Raw genomic sequence first — 20071 nt, 5'->3', positions numbered from 1 at the left:
CATATCACTTACTTTCTGCAAGTACACACAAAATAGTAAGTGCTAGCGCAGAGCGCGTATCTACAATCCAGGCTGTGTTCTCAAGGAGCTAAACATGGGAATTGCCGCCAAGTTCCAGCGGGGCGACGTGCTGGTTGCCGCCTGCCCCTCGCGGGAGGTGCTGCAGCACATCACCAGCCGCTGGGGCGTGTTGGTGCTGATCGCGCTGGAGTCGGGCACGCTGCGTTTTGGCGAGCTGCGGCGCAAGGTTAATGGCGTGAGCGAGCGCATGCTGGTCCAGACGCTCCAGTGCCTGGAGGGCGATGGCCTGGTGCATCGCATCGCTTTGGAGGTCGTGCCGCCGCACGTGGAATACAGCCTCACCCCGCTGGGGCGCGAGGCCGCCGAGAAGGTGCGCCTGCTGACCGACTGGATCGAAGGCAATATTCCGCGCCTGCTCAAAGCCAAGGCGGCTCCATAGACACGGGCCGATGGAGGCGCGGGTCAGGTCCGAGCCGGTTTAGTCGTCGCTGAGCAGGGCGTTGTAAATCACCGCGCCGAGGATGGCACCGACGATGGGCGCGGCCCAGAACAGCCACAGATCGCCCATGGCGGCGGGCACGAACAGCGCGGGGCCGGTGCTGCGCGCCGGGTTCACCGAGGTGTTGGACACCGGGATCGAGATCAGATGGACCAAGGTCAGGCACAGGCCGATGCTGAGTCCGCCAAAGGCACCGGCCGCGCGCTTGGCGGTGCTGCCCAGGATGACGACCAGGAAGATGGCCGTCATCACCACCTCACACACCAGCACCGATAGCAGGCTGAAGCCGCCCGGCGAGCGCGCGCCATAGCCGTTGGTGGCAAAGGCGCCGGCGCCGCTGAAGGCCTTGGCGGCGTCGAAGTCGGCCTTGCCGGAAACGATCAGGTACAGTACGCCGGCCGCCGCGCAGGCGCCCAGCACCTGGGCGACGATGTAGCCCAGCAGGCCCGACGCTGGAAAGCGCTTGCCCACGGCCAGGCCGATCGACACCGCGGGGTTGAAATGCCCGCCCGAGATCGGGCCCAGCGCGTAGGCGCCGGTCACCACCGTCAGGCCAAAGGCCAGCGACACGCCCAGCAGGCCGATGCCGACGCCGGGAAAGGCGGCCGCCAGCACTGCGCTGCCGCAGCCGCCCAGGGTGAGCCAGAAGGTACCGATGAACTCGGCCGACCACTTTTTCAGATTGCTATCCATGTATGTATCCCTCGATGGTTTGTTGGTGCGTGGGCCGACGCTGGCCGGCGCGCGTTTTTGCAGCCGGCCATGGTCGCAAGCGCCGGTGACAAGGGCAATGGTTTTAACAATCCATCGACAAATTTGTCCGCAATCTGTATGAAAACCGGCCGGTTTCGCCGCAGGACTTGAAGTTTGCGGCTGCGGCCATAATTACGGGTTGCCCGGCACGCTGCTGCCGGTGTTCCGTTTTTTGACATTTCCAAGGCATTCATCCCAACATGACCAAGAAAACCCTGCCATTCCAGGCCGAAGTCGCGCAACTGCTGCACCTCGTCACGCATGCGCTGTATTCGAACAAAGAAATTTTCATGCGCGAGCTGGTGTCCAATGCATCGGACGCCTGCGACAAGCTGCGGTTTGAAGCCATCAGCAACAGCGGCCTGTACGAAGACGCGCCGAACCTCGAAGTGCGCGTGTCCTTCGACAAGGATGCCAAGACCCTGACCATCACCGACAACGGCATCGGCCTGACCCAGCAGGAAGCTATCGAGAACCTGGGCACCATCGCCAAGAGCGGCACCAAGGACTTTGTGTCCAAGCTCAGCGGCGACCAGAAGGCCGACTCGCAGCTCATCGGCCAGTTCGGCGTGGGCTTCTACTCCGGCTTCATCGTGGCCGACCGCATCACCGTGGAATCGCGCCGCGCCGGCGTGCCTGCGAACGAGGGCGTGCGCTGGACCAGCGACGGCGGCGCCAGCGGCGGCGATGCGTTTGAAGTCGAGAACATCACCCGCGAACAGCGCGGCACCAGTGTGATCCTGCACCTGCGCGACGACGCGCTGGAATACGCCAGCACCTGGAAGCTGAAGAGCATCATCAGCAAGTACTCCGACCACATCAGCCTGCCCATCCTGATGGAAAAGGAAGAGTGGAAAGACGGCGAGCTGATCAACCCGAATGACGAAGCCGGCGGCCGCCAGCCCGGCGGCATGGTCAACACCGGCGAATGGGAAGCCGTCAACAAGGCCAGCGCCATCTGGGCCCGCGCCAAGAAGGACATCAGCCAAGAGCAATACGACGACTTCTACAAGCAGATCAGCCACGACTTCGAAGCCCCGCTGGCCCACACCCACAACCGCGTCGAAGGCAGCACCGAATACACCCAGCTGCTCTACGTGCCCGGCAAGGCCCCGCAAGACCTGTGGAACCGCGACAAAAAGGGCGGCCTGAAGCTGTACGTGAAGCGCGTCTTCATCATGGACGACGCCGAAGCCCTGCTGCCCAGCTACCTGCGCTTTGTGAAGGGCGTGGTCGATTCCGCCGACCTGCCGCTGAACGTCAGCCGCGAGTTGCTGCAGGAAAGCCGCGACGTCAAAGCCATCCGCGAAGGCTGCACCAAGCGCGTCTTGGGCATGCTGGAAGACCTGGCCAAGCACAACGCCTTGCCAGAAACCTCGGCGGATGGCGTGACCGACGTGGTCAGCGATGAAGACAAGGCCCTGGTCGGCAAGTACACCCAGTTCTACGCCGAATTCGGCGCCGTGCTGAAGGAAGGCCTGGGCGAAGACTTCGCCAACCGTGACCGCCTGGCCAAGCTGCTGCGCTTTGCCAGCAGCACCACCGACAGCACCACCGTGTCGCTGGCCGACTACAAGGCGCGGATGAAAGAAGGCCAGGAAGCCATCTACTACATCACCGCCGACAACGCCGCCGCCGCCAAGAACAGCCCGCAGCTCGAAGTCTTCAAGAAGAAGGGCATCGAAGTGCTGCTGATGACCGACCGTGTTGACGAGTGGGCGCTGAACTACCTGCACGACTTCGACGGCACACCAATGCAGTCCGTTGCCAAGGGCGCGGTCGACCTGGGCAAGCTGCTTGACGAAGACGAAAAGAAAGCCGCCGAAGAAGCCGCCGAGACCTTCAAGCCCCTGCTGGCCAAGCTGAAGGAAGCGCTGAAAGACAAGGCCGAAGACGTGCGCGTCACCACCCGCCTGGTCGACAGCCCTGCCTGCCTGGTGGTGCAAGACGACGGCATGAGCACCCAGCTCGCCCGCATGCTCAAGCAAGCCGGCCAGTCCGCCCCCGAGACCAAGCCGGTGCTGGAAGTGAACGCCGAACACGCCCTGGTGAAGAAGCTCGAAGGCTCGGTGCACTTCAACGACCTGGCGCACATCCTGTTCGACCAGGCGCTGCTGGCGGAGGGTGGTTTGCCGGCCGATCCTGCGGCTTACGTGAAGCGGGTGAATGCGTTGCTGGTGTAATTTGGTTTGAAAGAAATGTGCCTCTGGCGCAGATGGATGGTGCGCTGGTAGCTATTGAATAAATAGCAGAGGCGCAATGTAAAAAGCCCCGCAGTTGTGAGACTGGCGGGGCTTTTTCTATAGGGAATCCAGGTCTCGGCGGATAGCGTTCGTCTTGGGGCTTACCAAATGTATCCTTGCGAGTGGTAGAAATCAGAGATGATTTGCCCCCACTCAGGCGGCCGACCAGAGTGCGTTGGTCTGAGGCAACACCAGCCGTGACCACGCGTCGGTGGCCCGCTATTTCGTTCGCAAAGGAGACCTACCCATGTCCGACCAAGCTAACACCGTCCGCCTGCACCGCGTATTGCGCGCCCCACCCGAGCGGGTCTATCGGGCCTTCCTCGACCCCGATGCCTGGGTCAAGTGGATGCCACCGCGCGGGTTCACGGCCAAGATCCACCATTCGGAGGTGCGGGTGGGCGGCAGTTTCCGCATGTCGTTCACCAACTTCGGCACTGGCGGCAGCCATTCCTTCGGCGGCACCTACACCGAGCTCACGCCGCACACGCAGATCCGCTATACCGATACGTTTGACGACCCGAACCTACCGGGCGAGATGCAGGTTACGGTAGCCTTGCGCCAGGTGCTTTGCGGCACCGAGCTGAGCATCGTGCAGGAAGGGATTCCGTCGGTGATTCCGGTAGAGATGTGCTACCTTGGGTGGCAGGAATCCTTGTCGGCCCTGTCCCATCTGGTCGAGCCGGAAATCCCGGACGGGGCGTAACGATGGACCGGTGCATCCCTACCACTTCAACCATGCCTACGTCGGCATAAGGAACCCCATGGAGCAAGTTGCCAAAGGCACATTTATCGTCAAGTTGTCGCCACTCACTTTTGAAGGCGCCGAAGCGGAATCCACCCTCGGACGGATGGCTATAGACAAACAGATTTCGGGCGACCTCAGCGCCAGTACCCAGGGGCAAATGCTGAGTGCCATGACGGGTACGCCAGGGTCTGCCGGCTACGTTGCCATAGAAAAAGTGTCGGGTAGCTTGCACGGCAAAAGCGGCAGCTTTGTGTTGCAGCACACCGGGCGCATGGAGAGGGGTAAGGCGTCGCTGTCAGTGCTTGTCGTGCCGGATTCGGGCACGGGTGAGCTGACAGGTCTCACAGGCGAGTTCAAGATCAACATTGTGGATGGCAAGCACTACTACGAGTTCGCGTACAGCCTGCCTGGTGGGGGCTGATATGTGCAGATCTTTGCCATTCCTCCGCATCTTCAGCCTCGCGTTTCCTCTGCTGCTGGCTGCCTGCAGCTCGGTCGGCGTAGGCGTTAGCGTGCCGCTGTTTCCCGGTGTCAGCATCGGGGTCGGTGGTGGCTCGGGCGGTATGCATCTGGGCGTGGGTGCCGGGGCCGGGCCGGTGGGGGTTGGCGTGGGGGTGAACCAGCGCGGCCAGGTGAGTACCGGCGTGGGAGTGGGCACCAGCACCAATGTCGGCGGTGCGCAGGTCGGTGTCGGTGTGGGTACCAGTACGACGGTTTACGACCCGGATCAACCGCGGGTGCGCCGCTAGCCATGAATTCCGTCGTGCGTTGAAAGAGGACTAGCGATGCTGAAAACCTACCATGGCAGCTGCCACTGCGGGGCCGTCCGCTTCGAGGCCGATATCGACCTGGCGCAGAGCAGCTACCGCTGCAACTGTTCGATCTGCCGGCGCACGCGCTTCTGGGCCGCCGTGGTCCAGTCCGAAGGCTTTCGCCTGCTGGCCGGCGAGGGCGATCTGGTGGAGTACCTGTTCAACACCCGCAAGAACCAGCACTTCTTTTGCAAGCACTGCGGTGTGCGCGCCTTTGGCGTCGGCAACGAGACACCGGTAGGAAAGATGGTCGGGGTGAACCTGACGTGCCTGGACGACGTTTCCGACGAAGAGCTGGCCCAGGTGCCCATCACCTATGTCGACGGCTTGCACGACCGCTGGGACAGCGCCCCAGCGTTCTTCGCCCACCTGTGAATCCGTGAACAGCGTTCAGAGATTCCCGCGGAAGAAGCGCACCACGCGCTCACGCGATGCGCGGGCCTGTGCCACATCCGGAACGATGCTGATGCTGGGGACGGCCGAGGTGCCCAGCAAGTAGCTGCCCTGGTTGGCAAACGGGTCGGCGCCCGTGACCGGCACCATCAGCCGGTCCCAGCCGTGGAAGGCGCCCGGGTATTCGACCACGTCCACGATGTCGCCATTGCCCGGGTTGACCGAAGCCGCCAACGCCCGGCAAGGGGCGGCACTGTTGTCATAGCTGTCCTTGCTGCCGATCTGTATCAGTACCGGGGCGCCCGTGAGGTTTTGGAACAGCGTGCCGGCCTGCGCCGGCGACACGCCGAAAGCGCGCAGGATGGCCGCGTTGTTGGCGGCGTAGCACACCGGGTAATGGGCCACGTGGGCCGCGAACTTGCGGCCACCGCCGAACTGGCCCGCATACGTGCGCTCGGCACTGGCCAGGCTCATTACGCCGCCCCAGGAGAAACCCAGCACGCCGATGCGGTCCGGGTCGATATTGCCTTGGGCGCTGAGAAAGGCCAGCGCCGAGAAGGTGTCGGGAACCGTCAGGATCGGCAGCTGGGGCCGGTTCGCCACGCCGACCACGCCACGGGCCTCCCACATGTCGATCTGCAGGGTGGCGATGCCGGCCGCATTCAGCGCCGCTTCATAGAAGTCGCCACGCGCATCGACCCCGCTGGAGCCGTGCAGTATCAACACCGCCGGTAACTTGGGGTTGTCGCCGTGGCCGCGCTTTTTGGACGGAAAGTTGTCGAAGTCGAAACAGTTGCGGCGCGCGTTCGCCCGGGCCGGAATGCTGAGTTTGCCCTTGATGGTCAGCGGGGTCTGGGGTGCGGCGAGATTCGGCGACTGGAACTGGATGAAGGTCACCTGCGGTGCGGGGCGCTCTCGGCATTCCCAATCATCGGCGTGCGCCCCTGCGGCCAGGCCCGTCCAGAACGTCAAAACCAAGGCCCGAAGCCAGATTGGGTACGCCATGCAATTCTCCTTGTTGTGTTGGATCGCCAAACCGGCGGGCTTGGCCTACCGGTGTGCGCGGCCCACCTTAACCAGCACCCCCGGGCGTGTCAACGCGGGCCAATGGGCCACATCCGAGCCAAATGACCCGCCAGGCAAGTGTTGAAGAACGGTCAGCGTCAGGCTAAAAATACAGGTGAAATATGCCTCTGGCGCTTATAGCGATTGCGCAAGCTGCTATTTAATTTGAAGCAAATCTTGCGGGCAAAGCCCCACGGTCTTCAGGGCGCCATGCCGTGCCGGCGGCGCGCCAAAGCTTCATACATATTGGGTATCCAGGCTCAATGCCCGAAGCGGCGCAGCTGCCAGCGCGCGCGTTGCAAGGCCCAGAGCTCGGCCACGCCCCAGACCAGGCAGGCGGGCACGGCCATCAAGCGTATCAGGGTGGCTTTGCGGAGCAGCATCGGGGTCTCCCTCTCAGTGGTGAGCGGCCCACCTTAGAGCCGAAATATGACAGGCGCGTGTCGCTGTGCCATGGCCGCACAGTTTGCAAAATTCGGCCCCGCGCTGCGGCCGGCGTGGCTATGCTGCGAGCCTGTGCCCCAAGCCCCTGCATCCCCACCCGAACTGCCTGAACTGGCGGCGCTGGAGCGCACCATCGCCCTCGGCGCGCAGCACCTGCAGGCGCGCACCGTCTGCACGGTAGAGCTGCCCGGCGGCGGCAGCTACCCGGTGCATGCCATCACCTTGGGCAACCCCTCGCTGGACGTGCCGGCCGTCGGCTACTTTGGCGGCGTGCACGGCCTGGAGCGGATTGGCGCCGGCGTGGTGATCGCCTACCTGCACAGCCTGGTAACAAGGCTGGCCTGGGACAGCGCCTTGCACCGCCAGCTGGAATCGGTGCGCCTGGTGTTCATGCCCATCATCAATCCCGGCGGCATGGCGCTGGGCACGCGGGCCAATCCGCAGGGTGTGGACCTGATGCGCAATGCGCCGGTGGAGGCGCGCGACGCCGTGCCCTTCCTGGTCGGCGGCCAGCGCCTGAGTGCGCGCCTGCCCTGGTACCGCGGCCGCTTTGCTGCGGCGATGGAGGCCGAAAACCAGGCCGTCTGCGCGGTGGTGCAGGCCGAGCTGCTGTCGCGCAGCTTCAGCCTGTCGGTCGACTGCCATTCGGGCTTTGGCGTCAGCGACCGGCTGTGGTTCCCCTACGCCCATACCCGTACGCCGATTGCCCATTTGGCCGAGATGCATGCGCTGAAGCGCATCTTCATGGAGTCGCACAGCCAGTACCGCTACATCTTCGAGCCACAAAGCCTGCAGTACCTGGCGCATGGCGACCTGTGGGACCACCTGTACCAGCAAGCGCCACCTGGACGCATCTTCCTGCCGCTGACCCTGGAGATGGGCTCCTGGCTGTGGGTCAAGAAGAACCCGCGCCAGCTGTTCTCGCGCCACGGCATCTTCAACCCGCTGATCGCGCACCGGCAGCAGCGCGTGCTGCGCCAGCACCAGTCGCTGCTGGACTTCCTGGCCCGCGCCGCGCACGGGCATAGGCTGTGGCTGCCGCCCGAAGAGATGCGCACCTACCACCACGCCCAGGCCCGGCACGACTGGTACGGCCCCAAATGAGTACCTGGATCTTGCTGCGCGGCCTGACCCGCGAGAGCGGCCACTGGGGCGGCTTTGTGGCGCAGTTCCAGGCGGCACAGCCAGGCCGCCAGGTGGTCGCGCTGGACCTGCCGGGCAACGGCAGTCTGCACCGGCAGCGCAGCCCGGCCGATGTGGACGCGATGGTCGTGCACTGCCGGGCCGAGCTGGCGCGCCGGCAGATCGTCGGGCCGGTCCACATCCTCGCCATGTCGCTGGGGGCGATGGTGGCCGTGGCCTGGGCGGCGGCGTATCCGCAGGAGGTGGTGGCCCAGGTGCTGCTGAACACCAGCTTGCGGCCCTTCAGCCCGTTCTACCAGCGGCTGCGGCCGCAGAACTACGCGCTGCTATTACGGCTGGCGCTGTGGGGCGGCTCACCCGAATTGTGGGAGCGCAGCATTCTGCGCATCACCAGCAACGGTACGCACGACTCCGTGCTGCCGCAGTGGCTGGCGCTGCGCGCCCAGCACCCGGTGGGCCGCGCGAATGCCGTGCGCCAGCTGCTGGCTGCGGCCCGCTACCAAGCGCCGGCGCATCCGCCGTCCGTACCCACCTTGCTGCTGGCCAGCGCGCAGGACCGGCTGGTGTCGGTCGCCTGTTCGCGCGCCCTGGCCCGGCACTGGCAGTGCGCGCTGCAGGTGCACCCCACGGCAGGGCACGACCTGCCGCTGGACGCTGGCGCCTGGGTGGTTGCCCAGATAGATGCATGGGAAAAACAGGCTCTGGCGCAGGCAGGTATTGCGCGAAAAGCTATTAAATAAATAGCACTTCGCGCCGGCAAGCGCTCAGCTATTTTGTTTGAACGCCATCACCGCCTGGTTGCGCAGGGTGCGCAGCAGGGCTAGCTCTTTCTCGTCCAGCCCCAGGCCGCCCTTGGTGGCGGTGTCGGCGTAGATCAGGCCAACCGGCTTGTTCTGGATCACCAGCGGCAGCAGCAAAAAGGTGGGGGCGTGGATCTGCTGCCGGTACCAGGCCGGCAGGCGCTCGGTGATGCGGGCCTCGGTGGCGTCGGCGATCATGGTGTCGGCGCCCTTCAGGCAGACCGCGCTGAACAAATCGGGCGCGCCGCTGGGCTTGAGCGCCACCTGGAACGGCTTGACCACCCCCTCCACGCCTTCGCCCAGGCCGAAGCGGCCGGTCAGGGTCTCGGTCTTGGGGTCGCGCATGCAGAAGATGATGCGCTGGCAGTGCATGGCGCGGAACATGGTTTCCAGGATCATGCGCAGCACGTCGCCGAGCTTGAAGTCTTCCACCATCGCATGGGTGATGTCTTGTATGCCCTCGGTCAGGATGTCGGCCACGCTGTGCACCGGCGTGGCCGGCGCGCTGCCGTCGGCCGGCGGCGTGGCCTGCAGGGCCAGCGGCGCCAGCGCATCGGGCAGCTCGGCCACCGGGTCCGGGGCTTCTTCGGGGGCTTGCAGCAGCTGGGCCGCCCCCGAGCCGGCCACCACCCGGATCTCCATGGCGGCGGCCATCTCGATCAGCTTCTTGCGCGCCGCCACGGTGGCGATGCGTACCTCTGCCGGGCTGACACCCAGGCTGCGCGAATAGTGGCCGGCCACCTGGGCCAGCCGCAGCGGCGCCTCGGCCGTGGGGCTGCGCAGCAGGATGTCGGCGATCTCGTTGGCGGCCATGGCGATCCAGCGGGTGCGCTCCTCGACCACCACCGGCGGGTGCAGCGGCGGCTCGCCCCGGGGCTTGCGCATGCTGCGCTGTATGCCCTCGGGCAGGCCCCAGCTCTTGGCGATCTCCACACCCAGCGCCTCGTAGCCCACGCCCAGCACGCTGGCCGCGGCCGCCGCCTCGGCTATCGGTTTATGGGTGGAGGCCATCAGGCCGCGCACCGTGCGCGCCTCGTTGGGGAAGTAGAACTCGGCCAGCAGCCGGCCCAGGTTCTGGAACATCGCGCCGATGAAGGCTTCTTCGCTTTCGCGCTGCACGGCGCACAGCTCGACCGCGATCGAGCCGGCCATCAGCGAGCGCAGGAACTCGTCCTTCAGCACATTCGCATGGGCCTTGTCGCCCATGTGCTCCAGCAGCACCAGGCTCAGCGCCATGTTGCGGATGCCGTTGAAGCCGACCAGGCTGACCGCCCGCGACACGGTATTGATGCTGCCGCCGCGGGCTGCAAAGTGCGCGCTGTTGACCAGGCGCAGCAGCTTGTTGGTCAGCGCCACGTCTTTCAAAATTTCGTTGGTGACGCTGCTGATGCTCTCGGTTTCGGAATTGGCCATGCCCTGGATGCGGGCCACCGAATCCGACATGGCGGGGAAGTCGCTCTTGTGCCGCATGCGGGCCAGCAGTGCGTCCAGCGTCTTCTTGCCCGGCACATCGTCGGACGTTTCGCCGCTGTCGCCGCGGGCCGTGGCCTCGGACCAGGCGAGCAGCGCGTCGCGCAGCGCGGTGGCACCGGGCGGGCGCTGGCCGGGGTCGTAGGCCAGGGCCCGGGCGACGATGGCGCGCAGGCTGGTATTCACGTCCGGGCCCAGGTCGGCCGCCGGGGCCAGCTGCTCGTGGGCCAGCCGGTATTTGGCGCGGTCCGGGTCGCCGGCGTCCAGCAGCGGCTTGCCGGCCAGCATCTCGGCCAGCAGCAGGCCGACGGCGAACACATCGCTTTGCGGCGTGGTGATGTCGCCCTGCGCAGCCTCGGGCGACAGCCAGGCGGGCGCGCCATCGACCAGGGTGGCGGTGCCGAAGTCCAGCAGCTGGGCCCGGCCGGTGGCGTCGACCAGCACGTTCGAGGCCTTGAGGTTGCGGTGCAGCATGCCGGCCGCATGGGCGGCGGCCAGCGCGTCCAGCACATCCAGCGCCAGGGCCACGGCCTCGGCTGCGGGGAGGGCGCCGCGCTGGGCCAGCACGCTGGCCAGGGTCTGCCCGGGCAGGTAGCCGTAGACCAGGTAGGGCTGCTGCTCCAGCACATCGGCTTCCAGCACCGGCACCACATGGGCATGGACCAGGTGGCTGACGCGGCGCGCGTGCTGCACCCAGCGGGTGATGACGGCGGCGTCGGCGGCTTTGTGGATCACGGGCAGCTTGAGCGCCACTTCGCGCCCCGGCGCCGGGCCCAGGCGCGGGTCTAGCGCCAGCCAGGTGACCGAGTGTTCGCCCTGGCCGAGTATGCGTTGCAGGCTGAAGCGGCCCCAGTTGGCGGGGCTGGGGGCTGTTGCGGGACGGGGCGCCGGAGTAGCTTGTGGAGAGAGCGGTGGAACATCAGCCATGGGGTAAATATCAGAAAAGGGCGCGGTAAAAAGTCGTCTCCCCGCGCAGTATGCACCCACATTTGGCCGCTGGTAGACGGTGTATCCCCTGCTGCGCGGGGCCGGGCAAAGCCCGCTAATATCACCGGCCCCGTTTAGCCACTCCTCTTGTTTGACTGCGTACATGGAATCCGAAGACTGCAACGCCTCCGCCATCGATATCGTGTACCTGTGGGTCAACGGCAACGACCCCGCCTGGCGGGCCAAGCGGCAGCGGGCGGTGGAGCAGCTGAGCCCCGCGCACCGCCACGCCATGGCCGCCTACGGCAATGTGGAGGGGCGCTTCCGCGACAACGACGAGCTGCGCTACAGCCTGCGCGCACTGGAGCAGTTCTTCCCCGGCCACGGCCACATCTACCTGGTGACCGACGGCCAGACCCCGGCCTGGCTGGGCCAGGTGGCCGGGCTGACGGTGGTGGACCACCGCGCGCTGATCCCCGGCGCGGCGCTGCCGGTCTTCGACTCCGGCCATATCGAGTCCTACATCCACCGGATTCCGGGCCTGTCGGAGCGCTATTTCTATTTGAACGACGATGTGTTCTTTGGCGCGCCGGTGGACCTGGCCCACTGGTTCAGCCGCGACGGCGTGTTCGTCGCCTGGTCCGACGACCCGCTGGTTAGCGACGAGCCGCTGCGGCCCGACGCCACCGCGCTGGAGAACGCCTGCCGTTTGTCGCAGCAGTGGCTGCGCGGCCAGCCCGCGCTGCCGGCCGGCTACCAGCCGACCTTCCGCACTTTTGCGCATGCGCCCCGGCCGCTGCGCAAGTCGCTGCTGCTGGCGCTGGAGGCGCGGGCGCCGGAGATGTTCGCCCGGGTGCGCTCCACCGTGTTCCGCTGCTGGGACAAGCCGGCCATCGTGTCCGACTTCGTGCTGCGCTGGGCGCTGGCGCACGGCCTGGCCCAGCTGCGCGACTATTCGCACCTGTATGTGTCCACCGGCGAGGCCGACGGCATGGCCCAGCTGGACCGCCTGGTGGCGGCGCGCGGCCAGGTGGATTGCTTTTGCATCAACGACACCACCGACGACGCCCACCCGCACGACCCGCGCCTGGCCCGGGTCCGCGAGGCGCTGCAGCAGATGTTTCCGCACCCCTCCCGTTTCGAATGTGTATAGGGTTTTAGGCTTCCGGCGCAGATACTGTGTGCACCAGCAGCTATTAAATAAATAGCGGTGGTGTGGCGCTCTTGCCCAAGGCCTGCACCAGCCCGGGCAGGCCCACGCCGCCTTCTAGCAGGGTCTGGCCCGCATGCTGGCCGAGCTGGCGGTAGCTTTCCCACTGCTGGTCGTCAAAGAACTGGTCGGCCGTCGGCTCCTGGGGAAACGGCGTGTGGGTAGCCTGGTATTGGCGTAGGTCCAGACTGGCCTTTTCAGTGACCCGCGGCTTGACCCACAGCAGCACGGTGGTGTGGGCCGCGAATGCGTCCGTGGCCGGCAGGCTGACCTGGTAGGCCAACAGGAAATGCTGGCCCTTGCCCTCGTCGCGGGGAAAGCCGGTGGGGTTGCCGAGCAAGCTGGCCAGATCGGCCTGGGGCGTACCTTGCAGTCGCTGTGCCACGGTCTCTGGCGGAATCGGGGTGAATTGCGCGCCCATGTCCACCGCGGCCAGGCGCATCAGATTGGCCACGTCTTCGAACTGGTAGCTGGCGTCGGCCCCGTTGTCCAGCGCCAGGATGAAATCCAGGCGCCGGCGCAGCAGTTCGTAGACCCCGGTGTTCTCGAAATGGCCACCGTCGGACAGATACCAGTGGCTGTCATTCGTGCCGAAGAAGTTGCCGCGCATCTCGCGCAGCAAATGCAGCTGGGTCGCAAACGGCCAGCGCCGGGCGGTGTGGCCGGTGCGGGCCCGGGTGCGCTTGCTTTTGGGCGTCAGTTTCACCTGCCACCAGTAGCCCAGCCGCACATTGGCCAGCACCATCAGCATGGCCAGCTCGGGCCGGGTGCCGCGGCCCAGGCCGGGGGTGAAGGCGGCGCCCGAGATGCCGATCCAGCGGCCGATCGAGAGTTTTTCAAAAAACGGGTGCTTTTGCTGCGGGTCGCGCGGGCGTGCGGAGAACGCGCCGTCCACCATGAAGCCATCGGGCGTCACCGCCAGCGACAGGCCTTTGCGGTCTTGGTTCACCAGCGAGCCCTGCGAGGCCACGGTTTCGTTGATGGTGACGTTGATCAGGTGCAGCGGCGCCAGCGAATGCAGCTGGACCGACCCTGCGCTGTCGCAGCGGCCGTGGTACTGGTCCAGCGCCATGTCGTCGGTGGCGTGCGGCTCGGTCATGTCTTGGTGCTCGGCCTTGTCGCGGGCGATATTGGTGGCACCCAGGTAGGCCCGCACGATGCGCGCGGTGTACAGGTTCTGGATGGTCGAGAGGTTCAGGAACTGGAAGCATTCGCCGGTGATCCAGGCCAGTAGCAGCAAGACCAGCAGCGCCGGCAGTGGCGTGCTGGTACCGATCAACCAGGCTGCAACCGTGCCCCAGCCCAGCACCAGCAGCGTACCCAGCAGTACGGCGCCCAGCAGGGGCAGCCATTGCAGGGCCAGCGGTTTGTTCAGCGGCAGGCTTTTGCTGCTGGGCAGCAGTTTCCACAGGCCGAGCAGTGCAGTGAGCACGCTGCCGCCCACCACGCCATGCACGCTGCTCAGCTTTTGCAACAGCCATTCGCACGCTGCCAGCACCAGGCTCAAGACCAACAGCGCTGCGGTGGCGCCGAGAGCCCGCGACAGATAGCGGGTCAGGCGGGTGCGTGTGACCTGCATCCAGGCGGCGGGCCGGCCTTGGCGGTCTTCCGACCAGGTCCAGCTCCAGGTCGCCAGATACCAGGCGCTGGCGAGCAGCAGCACCCCGGCCAGTACGCGCATCGCCGAAATCTGCCAGTCGGCTGTGGCCAGCCGGCCCAGACAGTTTGCGGCCAGCCAGAGCACCGGCCCTAGCAGCAAGCCAAGCAAGGCGGTGAAGGTGCACACACCGGACAGCCACCCGCCTTGTTTGCCCTTGGGCATCTCGGTGAGCCAGTAGGCCACCCCGAGCGGCAACACCGCAACCGCCGCAATCCCTTGCGCCAGCAGACCATAGAGCGCACCCGCAGACAAGGAGGCCGGTACCGCGAATGGCAGATAAGCCTTCATGCCCTGGTTCAGCAGCCCCAGCAAGGCCAGCGCGCAGACCAGGGTGACGCCCAGCACATAGTGCACTGCCAGCAGATTGCGCAGCCAGGTGGTGAAACCAAACCACACATCACCGCCGCCGTTGGGCGCCAGGTAGCGGCCGCTGTTGCGCAGCCAGCTGATCGGCTTGCTGGCCGGCGAGGCGTGGGCGTTGCTGCGCTGCTCGGTGGCCTGCAGCTTCTCCTGGGCCGTGCGCGCGGCCTGCTGCAGCTCGGCGTCAGACGGCGCGGCGGCGTTGCCCTGGCGGACTTTTTCCGGGATGAACAGGCTGCACAGAAAGCTGCCGGTATAACCGCCGCCGGATACGGTGGAGAGGTAGTCGAACTGGTCCAGCGCATGGCCGCGGGCCAGCGCTTGCAGCGTACCCAGCGACAGTGTGGCGCTGCGTATGCCACCGCCCGACAGCGCCAGGCCGGTGAGCAGCGGCTGCGCCTGGCCGTCCACGGTTTTCGTCAGCCCGCTGCCCAGTGCGCTGCGCCGTGCCGCCACCCGGTGCTGCTCTAGCGCCAGCCAGTCTGGGGCCGAAGAACGTTGGTAGGGCATGCGGACTCCTTGCGGTGGGTGTTTCAGGAAGGCCCGGTTGTACACATACTTCCCGGCCCGCGCATCCCCTCATCAGAGGATGTGAATAGGGCTTCAGCAGAACGCCCAGGCCAGCCAGGCCGGGTCTTCCACGACGTTGAGCAGCAGGTAGGCGCCGACGCGGTAGGACAGGTATTCGCCCAGCAGCAAGGCCTCGCTCCAGGTCGGCGGCCAGGCGATGCCGGTGCGGGTCGGCACTGCATTCATACGTAGAGCGGCTCTTCCTGCATGGCTTCGATCTGCTCGGTGAGCATGTTCACCTGGCCGACCCAGTAGTCGCTGCTGCCGAACCAGGGGAAGTTGATGGGGAAGGTCGGGTCGCTCCAGCGCCGGGCGAGCCAGGCGCTGTAGTGGACCAGGCGCAGGGTGCGCAGCGGCTCGATCAGCGCCAGCTCGCGGCGGTCGAAGCTGCGGAACTGCTCGTAGCCGTCGACCAGGCCGCTGAGCTGGCCGGTGCGCTGGGCCCGGTCGCCGCTGAGCAGCATCCACAGGTCTTGCACCGCCGGGCCGGTGCGGGCATCGTCCAGGTCGACGAAGTGCGGGCCGCCGTTCGGGCCGTCGGTGGGCGTCCAGAGGATGTTGCCGGGGTGGCAGTCGCCGTGCAGCCTGAGGGTTTTGGTTTGAGAGTCTTTTAGGCTTGCAGCGCTGCTGGGAAGTGCGCTGGCAGCTATTAAATCAAGAGCATCGCCGCAGGCCTTGGTCCAGGCGCCCTGCACGTCCAGCGGCACCATTTCGTGCTTCAGCAGCCAGTCACGCGAATGGATGCCGAAGCTTTCCAGGTCCAGCGCCGGGCGGTGCACAAAGGCCTTTTTGGCGCCCACGGTGTGGATGCGCGCCAGGAAGCGGCCTATCCATTCGAGCACCTCGAAGTCGTCCAGCTCGGGCGGGCGGCCGCCGCGGCGCGGGCTGACGCTGAACTGGAAGCCGGCAAACGGGTGCAGGGTGCGGCCGTCCAGCACCAGCGGGCCGACGGCGGGGATCTCGGCGGCCATCAGCTCGGCGGCAAAGCTGTGCTCTTCCAGAATCTGCGCCTCGCTCCAGCGGCCGGGCCGGTAGAACTTGGCCACCACGGCGCTGCCGTCTTCCAGGTGCACCTGGTAGACCCGGTTCTCGTACGAGCTCAGCGCCATCAGCCGGCCGTCGCCAAACAGGTCGACGCTGGCCAGTGCGTCCATCACCACGTCGGGTGTGAGCGTCTCGTAGGGATGGGCAGCGTTGGAGGAAACAGTAGGGGTGGACATGCTTTGATTGTCACCGCTCCAAAGCACAAGGCCCGCGCCATGGTTATGGCGCGGGCCTTTCAAACGGTAACAGCACTGGTTTTAGGCGAGCGCAGCCAGTCCCTTCGCAGGAACCCACGGAACCGGCTTTGCCGGGCCGTCGGGTTCGCCCCCTGCAAGGGGGTTGGCGCTGCCACACGCAGTGGGCAAGCCTGGGGGTGAGCCCAGGTCAGACCAGGGTCAGCGTGACTTCGATGTTGCCGCGGGTGGCGTTGGAGTAGGGGCACACGCCGTGGGCGGCGTCCACCAGATCCTGGGCCACAGCGCGGTCCAGGCCGGGCAGGCTGATCTTCAGCTGGGCGGCGATACCGAAACCGGCGGGGATCGGGCCGATGTCTACGCTGGCGTCGATGGATGCATCGGCGGGCACGGTGATCTTCTTCAGGCCGGCCACGTGTTTCATGGCGCCCATGAAGCAGGCGGAATAACCAGCAGCGAACAATTGCTCGGGGTTGGTGCCGTTGCCGTTGCCGCCCAGTTCCTTGGGAGGTGCCAGGGTGACGCTGAGCTTGCCGTCGTCGCTGGCGGATTGGCCTTCGCGGCCGCCGGTGGTGTGGGCGTGGGCGGTGTAGAGCACTTTGTCGAGTTTGGTAGGCATGGTGGTTCCTTGGGGTTTACAAAAAAGGGTGTCAGGCTCGGGGACTCGTCAGTCGCTCGCGCAGGGCCTGTACTTGCTGCGTGAGTGAAATCAATTCGGGCAGGGCGCATTGGGATGCATCGAGGATGCAGCCCGGAATCTGGGTGGCCTGGGCCTGCAGCTTACGCCCGGCAGATGTCAGGCGGATGGTGACGCGGCGCTCGTCCTGGGCATCGCGCTGGCGGCTCAGCCAGCCTGCGGCTTCCATGCGCTTGAGCAGCGGTGTCAAGGTGCCGGAATCCAGGAACAGGCGTTCGCCCAGCGCCGACACCATCAGGCCGTCGTGCTCCCACAGCACCAGCATCACCAGGTACTGCGGGTAGGTCAGGCCCAGCTCTTCCAGCAGCGGCTTGTACAGCTTGGTCATGGCCAGCGAGGTGGAATACAGCGCAAAGCACAGCTGGTTGTCGAGCAGCTGGGCTTGTTCTGGGGTGAGGGTGGACTTGGCCATGGGATGAATTATATCGCGCAATTAAATTGTGTGCAAGTTAAATAGAAACGTACCGAAATGCGTTACCCCAGACTAGTATGTGTAAACGCCCTGGCCGGTCTTGCGGCCGAGCCGGCCGGCGGCCACCAGCTCTTTCAGCAGCGGGCAGGGGCGGTACTTGCTGTCGCCAAACTCGTTCAAAAACACCTCCATCACCGCCAGGCAGACGTCCAGGCCGATCATGTCGGCCAGCGCCAGCGGACCCAGCGGCTGGTTGCAGCCCAGGGTCATGCCGGCGTCGATGTCTTCGGGCGTGGCCACGCCCTCGGCCAGCACGAACAGCGCCTCGTTGACCATGGGCATTAGGATGCGGTTGACCACAAAGCCCGGGCCGTTCTTCACCGTGATCGGCGTCTTGCCCAGGGCAATGGCCATGGCGTGCACTGCCTCGTGGGTGGCGTCGCTGGTCTGCAGGCCGCGGATGATTTCCACCAGCGCCATCAGCGGCACCGGGTTGAAGAAATGCATGCCGATACAGCGGTCCGGGCGCTGGGTCACGGCGGCCAGCTTGGTGATGGAGATCGACGAGGTGTTGGAGGCGATCAGCACCTCGGGCGCCAGCAGGGCGTCGAGCTGCTGCACGATCTTCACCTTCAGCGCATAGTTCTCGGTGGCGGCTTCGATCACCAGCTGCACGGCCTTGAAGTCCTCGTACTGGGTAGAGCCGCGGATGCGTGCCAGGATGGCGGACTTGTCGGCGGCGGTGATCTTGTCCTTCTTGATCATCCGGTCCAGGCTGCCGGCGATGGTCGCCAGGCCCTTGGCCACGGCCTCGTCCGAGATGTCCACCATCACCACATGCAGGCCGGCCGCCGCACAGGTTTGCGCGATGCCGTTGCCCATGATGCCAGCGCCGACAATGCCGACGGTGTTGATTGTCAAAATGCTCATAGCGGACTCCGGGTAAAAAATGGATTGCAATGCAACATTCATCATAAAGCGGCTTATCCGCCGACCAGATTCACACCATGTTTGACTACATCATCATCGGCGCCGGGGCCGCCGGCTGCGTACTGGCCGGGCGGCTCAGCGAGGACCCGGCGGTCCACGTGGCCCTGCTGGAAGCCGGCGGCAGCGACCACAGCCCGCTGGTGCAATGCCCAGCCGGCATTGCGCTGCTGGCCAAGTACGGCCGCACGCACTGGCGCTTCGGCACCGTGCCGCAGCCGGGGCTGAACGGGCGCAGCGGCTTCCAGCCACGCGGCAAGGTGCTGGGCGGGTCGACCTCGGTCAACGCCATGATCTACACCCGCGGCCAGCCCGCCGACTACGACCACTGGGCCGCCGAGGGCAACCCCGGCTGGGCTTTTGCCGATGTGTTGCCGTACTTCCGCCGGGCCGAGCACAACACGCGCGGGGCCGACGCCTGGCATGGCGCGGACGGCCCGCTGCAGGTCACTGATCTGCAAAGCCCCAACCGCTACAGCCCGGCCTTTGTGCAGGCGGCGCTGCAGGCCGGCTTTCCAGCGAATAGCGATTTCAACGGCGCCACGCAGGAGGGCGTAGGCCTGTACCAGGTGATGCAAAAGGACGGCGAACGCTGCAGCGCCGCCAAGGCCTACCTCACGCCGCACTTGGACCGGCCGAACCTGCAGGTCTTTACCGGCGCCCAGACCAGCCGCATCCTGACCCAGGGCCGGCGTGCTGTGGGCGTGGAATTCATACAGGACGGCCTGCTCAAGCAGCTGCGCTGCCAGGGCGAGGTGCTGCTGAGCGCGGGCGCGCTGCAGTCGCCGCAGCTGCTGATGCTGTCCGGCATCGGCGACCACGCGCAGCTGCTGGCCAATGGCATCGCCACCGTGCACCACCTGCCGGGCGTGGGCCTGCACCTGCACGACCATGTGGACGTGGTGCATGCGGTACACGTGCCGCGCGCCAAGGAACTCTGGGGGCTGTCGCCCACCGGGCTCGCGCATATCGCCCAGGGCGTGGTCGATTGGCGTAAACACCGCCGCGGAATGCTGACCAGCAACCTGGCCGAGGCCGGCGGCTTCATCAAAAGCCAGCCCGGCGAGCCGCTGCCCGACCTGCAGCTGCACTTTGTGCCGGCCAAGCTGGTCGACCACGGCCGCAAGACCCCCTGGGGCCACGGCTATTCGGTCCACGTCTGCGTGCTGCGCCCGGAAAGCCGCGGCAGCGTCACCCTGGACAGCAAGGACCCGCTGGCCGCGCCGCTGATCGACCCGAACTTCCTGGGCGAGCGCGCCGACATGGAGCGGCTGCTGCGCGGCTTCCAGCTGGTGCGCCGCATCTGCGCCCAGCCGGCCCTGGCGGCGCTGGGCGGGCGCGAGCTGGCCGCTTCGGCCGCAGCCCAGGGCGATCTGGCGCTGGAGTTCTACCTCCGCGAGCATGCCGATACCGTCTACCACCCGGTGGGCAGCTGCCGCATGGGGCCGGGGCCGCTGGATGTGGTGGACGCGCGGCTGCGGGTGCATGGCGTGGCCGGCCTGCGGGTGGTCGACGCGTCCATCATGCCGCGCATCGTCAGCGGCAATACGACGGCCGCCGTCACCATGTTGGCGGAAAAAGCCACAGATATGTTGCGCGAGGATGCGGCACGCGGCTGA

The 20071-nt window shown here is 66.1% G+C and carries 20 protein-coding genes; 10 read left to right on the top strand and 10 right to left on the bottom strand.

What is annotated here, in order from left to right; translation table 11 throughout:
- The first annotated feature begins 94 nt into the window (after positions 1 to 94).
- Positions 95 to 460: a winged helix-turn-helix transcriptional regulator gene (locus J2X19_RS22585; protein WP_116606678.1), complete on the top strand. Its 366-nt coding sequence runs from the start codon at positions 95 to 97 to the stop codon at positions 458 to 460.
- Between the two features lie 39 nt (positions 461 to 499).
- Here J2X19_RS22585 and aqpZ read toward each other — a convergent pair whose 3' ends face one another.
- The gene (gene aqpZ, locus J2X19_RS22580; protein ID WP_310376670.1) at positions 500 to 1213 is read right to left on the bottom strand and encodes an aquaporin Z; all 714 of its coding nucleotides are present in this window, start codon (positions 1211 to 1213) and stop codon (positions 500 to 502) included.
- A gap of 260 nt (positions 1214 to 1473) precedes the next feature.
- Between aqpZ and htpG the strand changes: the two genes are divergently transcribed.
- The 5 genes from htpG (at position 1474) to J2X19_RS22555 (ending at position 5451) form a co-directional block, all read left to right on the top strand.
- Positions 1474 to 3456, top strand: coding sequence for a molecular chaperone HtpG (gene htpG, locus J2X19_RS22575; protein WP_310376668.1), 1983 nt, complete (start codon positions 1474 to 1476; stop codon positions 3454 to 3456).
- Between the two features lie 307 nt (positions 3457 to 3763).
- On the top strand, positions 3764 to 4222 hold the full coding sequence (locus J2X19_RS22570) for an SRPBCC family protein (RefSeq protein ID WP_310376666.1): 459 nt from the start codon (positions 3764 to 3766) through the stop codon (positions 4220 to 4222).
- 58 nt (positions 4223 to 4280) lie between these two features.
- Positions 4281 to 4685: a DUF3224 domain-containing protein gene (locus J2X19_RS22565; protein WP_310376664.1), complete on the top strand. Its 405-nt coding sequence runs from the start codon at positions 4281 to 4283 to the stop codon at positions 4683 to 4685.
- 1 nt (position 4686) lies between these two features.
- Positions 4687 to 5013, top strand: a complete 327-nt coding sequence (locus tag J2X19_RS22560; protein WP_405048725.1) for a hypothetical protein — start codon at positions 4687 to 4689, stop codon at positions 5011 to 5013.
- A 36-nt stretch (positions 5014 to 5049) separates the two neighbouring features.
- The gene (locus J2X19_RS22555) at positions 5050 to 5451 is read left to right on the top strand and encodes a GFA family protein (RefSeq protein ID WP_310376662.1); all 402 of its coding nucleotides are present in this window, start codon (positions 5050 to 5052) and stop codon (positions 5449 to 5451) included.
- Positions 5452 to 5466: 15 nt separating this feature from the next.
- On the opposite strand, the gene J2X19_RS22550 is transcribed toward J2X19_RS22555, so the two are convergent.
- Both J2X19_RS22550 and J2X19_RS22545 read right to left on the bottom strand, forming a co-directional pair.
- A complete protein-coding gene (locus J2X19_RS22550; RefSeq protein ID WP_310376660.1) occupies positions 5467 to 6474 on the bottom strand; it encodes a dienelactone hydrolase family protein in 1008 nt (335 codons plus the stop codon).
- A 320-nt stretch (positions 6475 to 6794) separates the two neighbouring features.
- Positions 6795 to 6917: a hypothetical protein gene (locus tag J2X19_RS22545; protein WP_310376658.1), complete on the bottom strand. Its 123-nt coding sequence runs from the start codon at positions 6915 to 6917 to the stop codon at positions 6795 to 6797.
- Between the two features lie 133 nt (positions 6918 to 7050).
- Here J2X19_RS22545 and J2X19_RS22540 point away from each other — a divergent pair, with 133 nt between their 5' ends.
- Together J2X19_RS22540 and J2X19_RS22535 are read left to right on the top strand one after the other, a co-directional pair.
- Positions 7051 to 8082: a M14 family zinc carboxypeptidase gene (locus J2X19_RS22540; RefSeq protein ID WP_310376656.1), complete on the top strand. Its 1032-nt coding sequence runs from the start codon at positions 7051 to 7053 to the stop codon at positions 8080 to 8082.
- Positions 8079 to 8861, top strand: coding sequence for an alpha/beta fold hydrolase (locus J2X19_RS22535; RefSeq protein WP_310376654.1), 783 nt, complete (start codon positions 8079 to 8081; stop codon positions 8859 to 8861). Before J2X19_RS22540 ends, J2X19_RS22535 begins: the two co-directional genes overlap by 4 nt.
- Positions 8862 to 8885: 24 nt before the next feature.
- Here the strand turns inward: J2X19_RS22535 and J2X19_RS22530 are convergent, their stop codons facing one another.
- Positions 8886 to 11318, bottom strand: coding sequence for an HDOD domain-containing protein (locus J2X19_RS22530; protein ID WP_310376652.1), 2433 nt, complete (start codon positions 11316 to 11318; stop codon positions 8886 to 8888).
- A 163-nt stretch (positions 11319 to 11481) separates the two neighbouring features.
- On the opposite strand from J2X19_RS22530, the gene J2X19_RS22525 reads away from it, so the two are divergent.
- Complete coding sequence (locus J2X19_RS22525; RefSeq protein ID WP_116606696.1) at positions 11482 to 12471, top strand: Stealth CR1 domain-containing protein; 990 nt, start codon at positions 11482 to 11484, stop codon at positions 12469 to 12471.
- A 43-nt stretch (positions 12472 to 12514) separates the two neighbouring features.
- Here J2X19_RS22525 and J2X19_RS22520 read toward each other — a convergent pair whose 3' ends face one another.
- From J2X19_RS22520 to J2X19_RS22495, 6 genes are all read right to left on the bottom strand, one after another.
- Positions 12515 to 15058 (bottom strand): patatin-like phospholipase family protein, encoded by a 2544-nt coding sequence (locus tag J2X19_RS22520; protein WP_310376650.1) that lies wholly within the window; start codon positions 15056 to 15058, stop codon positions 12515 to 12517.
- Between the two features lie 93 nt (positions 15059 to 15151).
- Positions 15152 to 15304, bottom strand: coding sequence for a hypothetical protein (locus J2X19_RS22515; protein ID WP_310376649.1), 153 nt, complete (start codon positions 15302 to 15304; stop codon positions 15152 to 15154).
- Positions 15301 to 16338, bottom strand: coding sequence for a serine/threonine protein kinase (locus J2X19_RS22510; RefSeq protein ID WP_310376648.1), 1038 nt, complete (start codon positions 16336 to 16338; stop codon positions 15301 to 15303). The genes J2X19_RS22515 and J2X19_RS22510 overlap by 4 nt, the downstream gene beginning before the upstream one ends.
- A gap of 208 nt (positions 16339 to 16546) precedes the next feature.
- Complete coding sequence (locus J2X19_RS22505) at positions 16547 to 16975, bottom strand: organic hydroperoxide resistance protein (protein WP_092760206.1); 429 nt, start codon at positions 16973 to 16975, stop codon at positions 16547 to 16549.
- A 31-nt stretch (positions 16976 to 17006) separates the two neighbouring features.
- Complete coding sequence (locus tag J2X19_RS22500) at positions 17007 to 17465, bottom strand: MarR family winged helix-turn-helix transcriptional regulator (RefSeq protein ID WP_116606699.1); 459 nt, start codon at positions 17463 to 17465, stop codon at positions 17007 to 17009.
- Positions 17466 to 17537: 72 nt separating this feature from the next.
- A complete protein-coding gene (locus J2X19_RS22495; RefSeq protein ID WP_310376889.1) occupies positions 17538 to 18386 on the bottom strand; it encodes a 3-hydroxybutyryl-CoA dehydrogenase in 849 nt (282 codons plus the stop codon).
- Positions 18387 to 18472: 86 nt separating this feature from the next.
- Here J2X19_RS22495 and J2X19_RS22490 point away from each other — a divergent pair, with 86 nt between their 5' ends.
- Positions 18473 to 20071 carry a GMC family oxidoreductase gene (locus tag J2X19_RS22490; protein ID WP_116606700.1) on the top strand — a complete coding sequence of 533 codons (1599 nt, stop codon included), beginning with the start codon at positions 18473 to 18475 and terminating at the stop codon, positions 20069 to 20071.

It is taken from the genome of Rhodoferax ferrireducens (assembly GCF_031458075.1).
GTDB classification, from domain to species: Bacteria; Pseudomonadota; Gammaproteobacteria; order Burkholderiales; family Burkholderiaceae_C; genus Rhodoferax_B; species Rhodoferax_B ferrireducens_A.
This window is presented reverse-complemented; position numbering and strand designations above follow the sequence as displayed.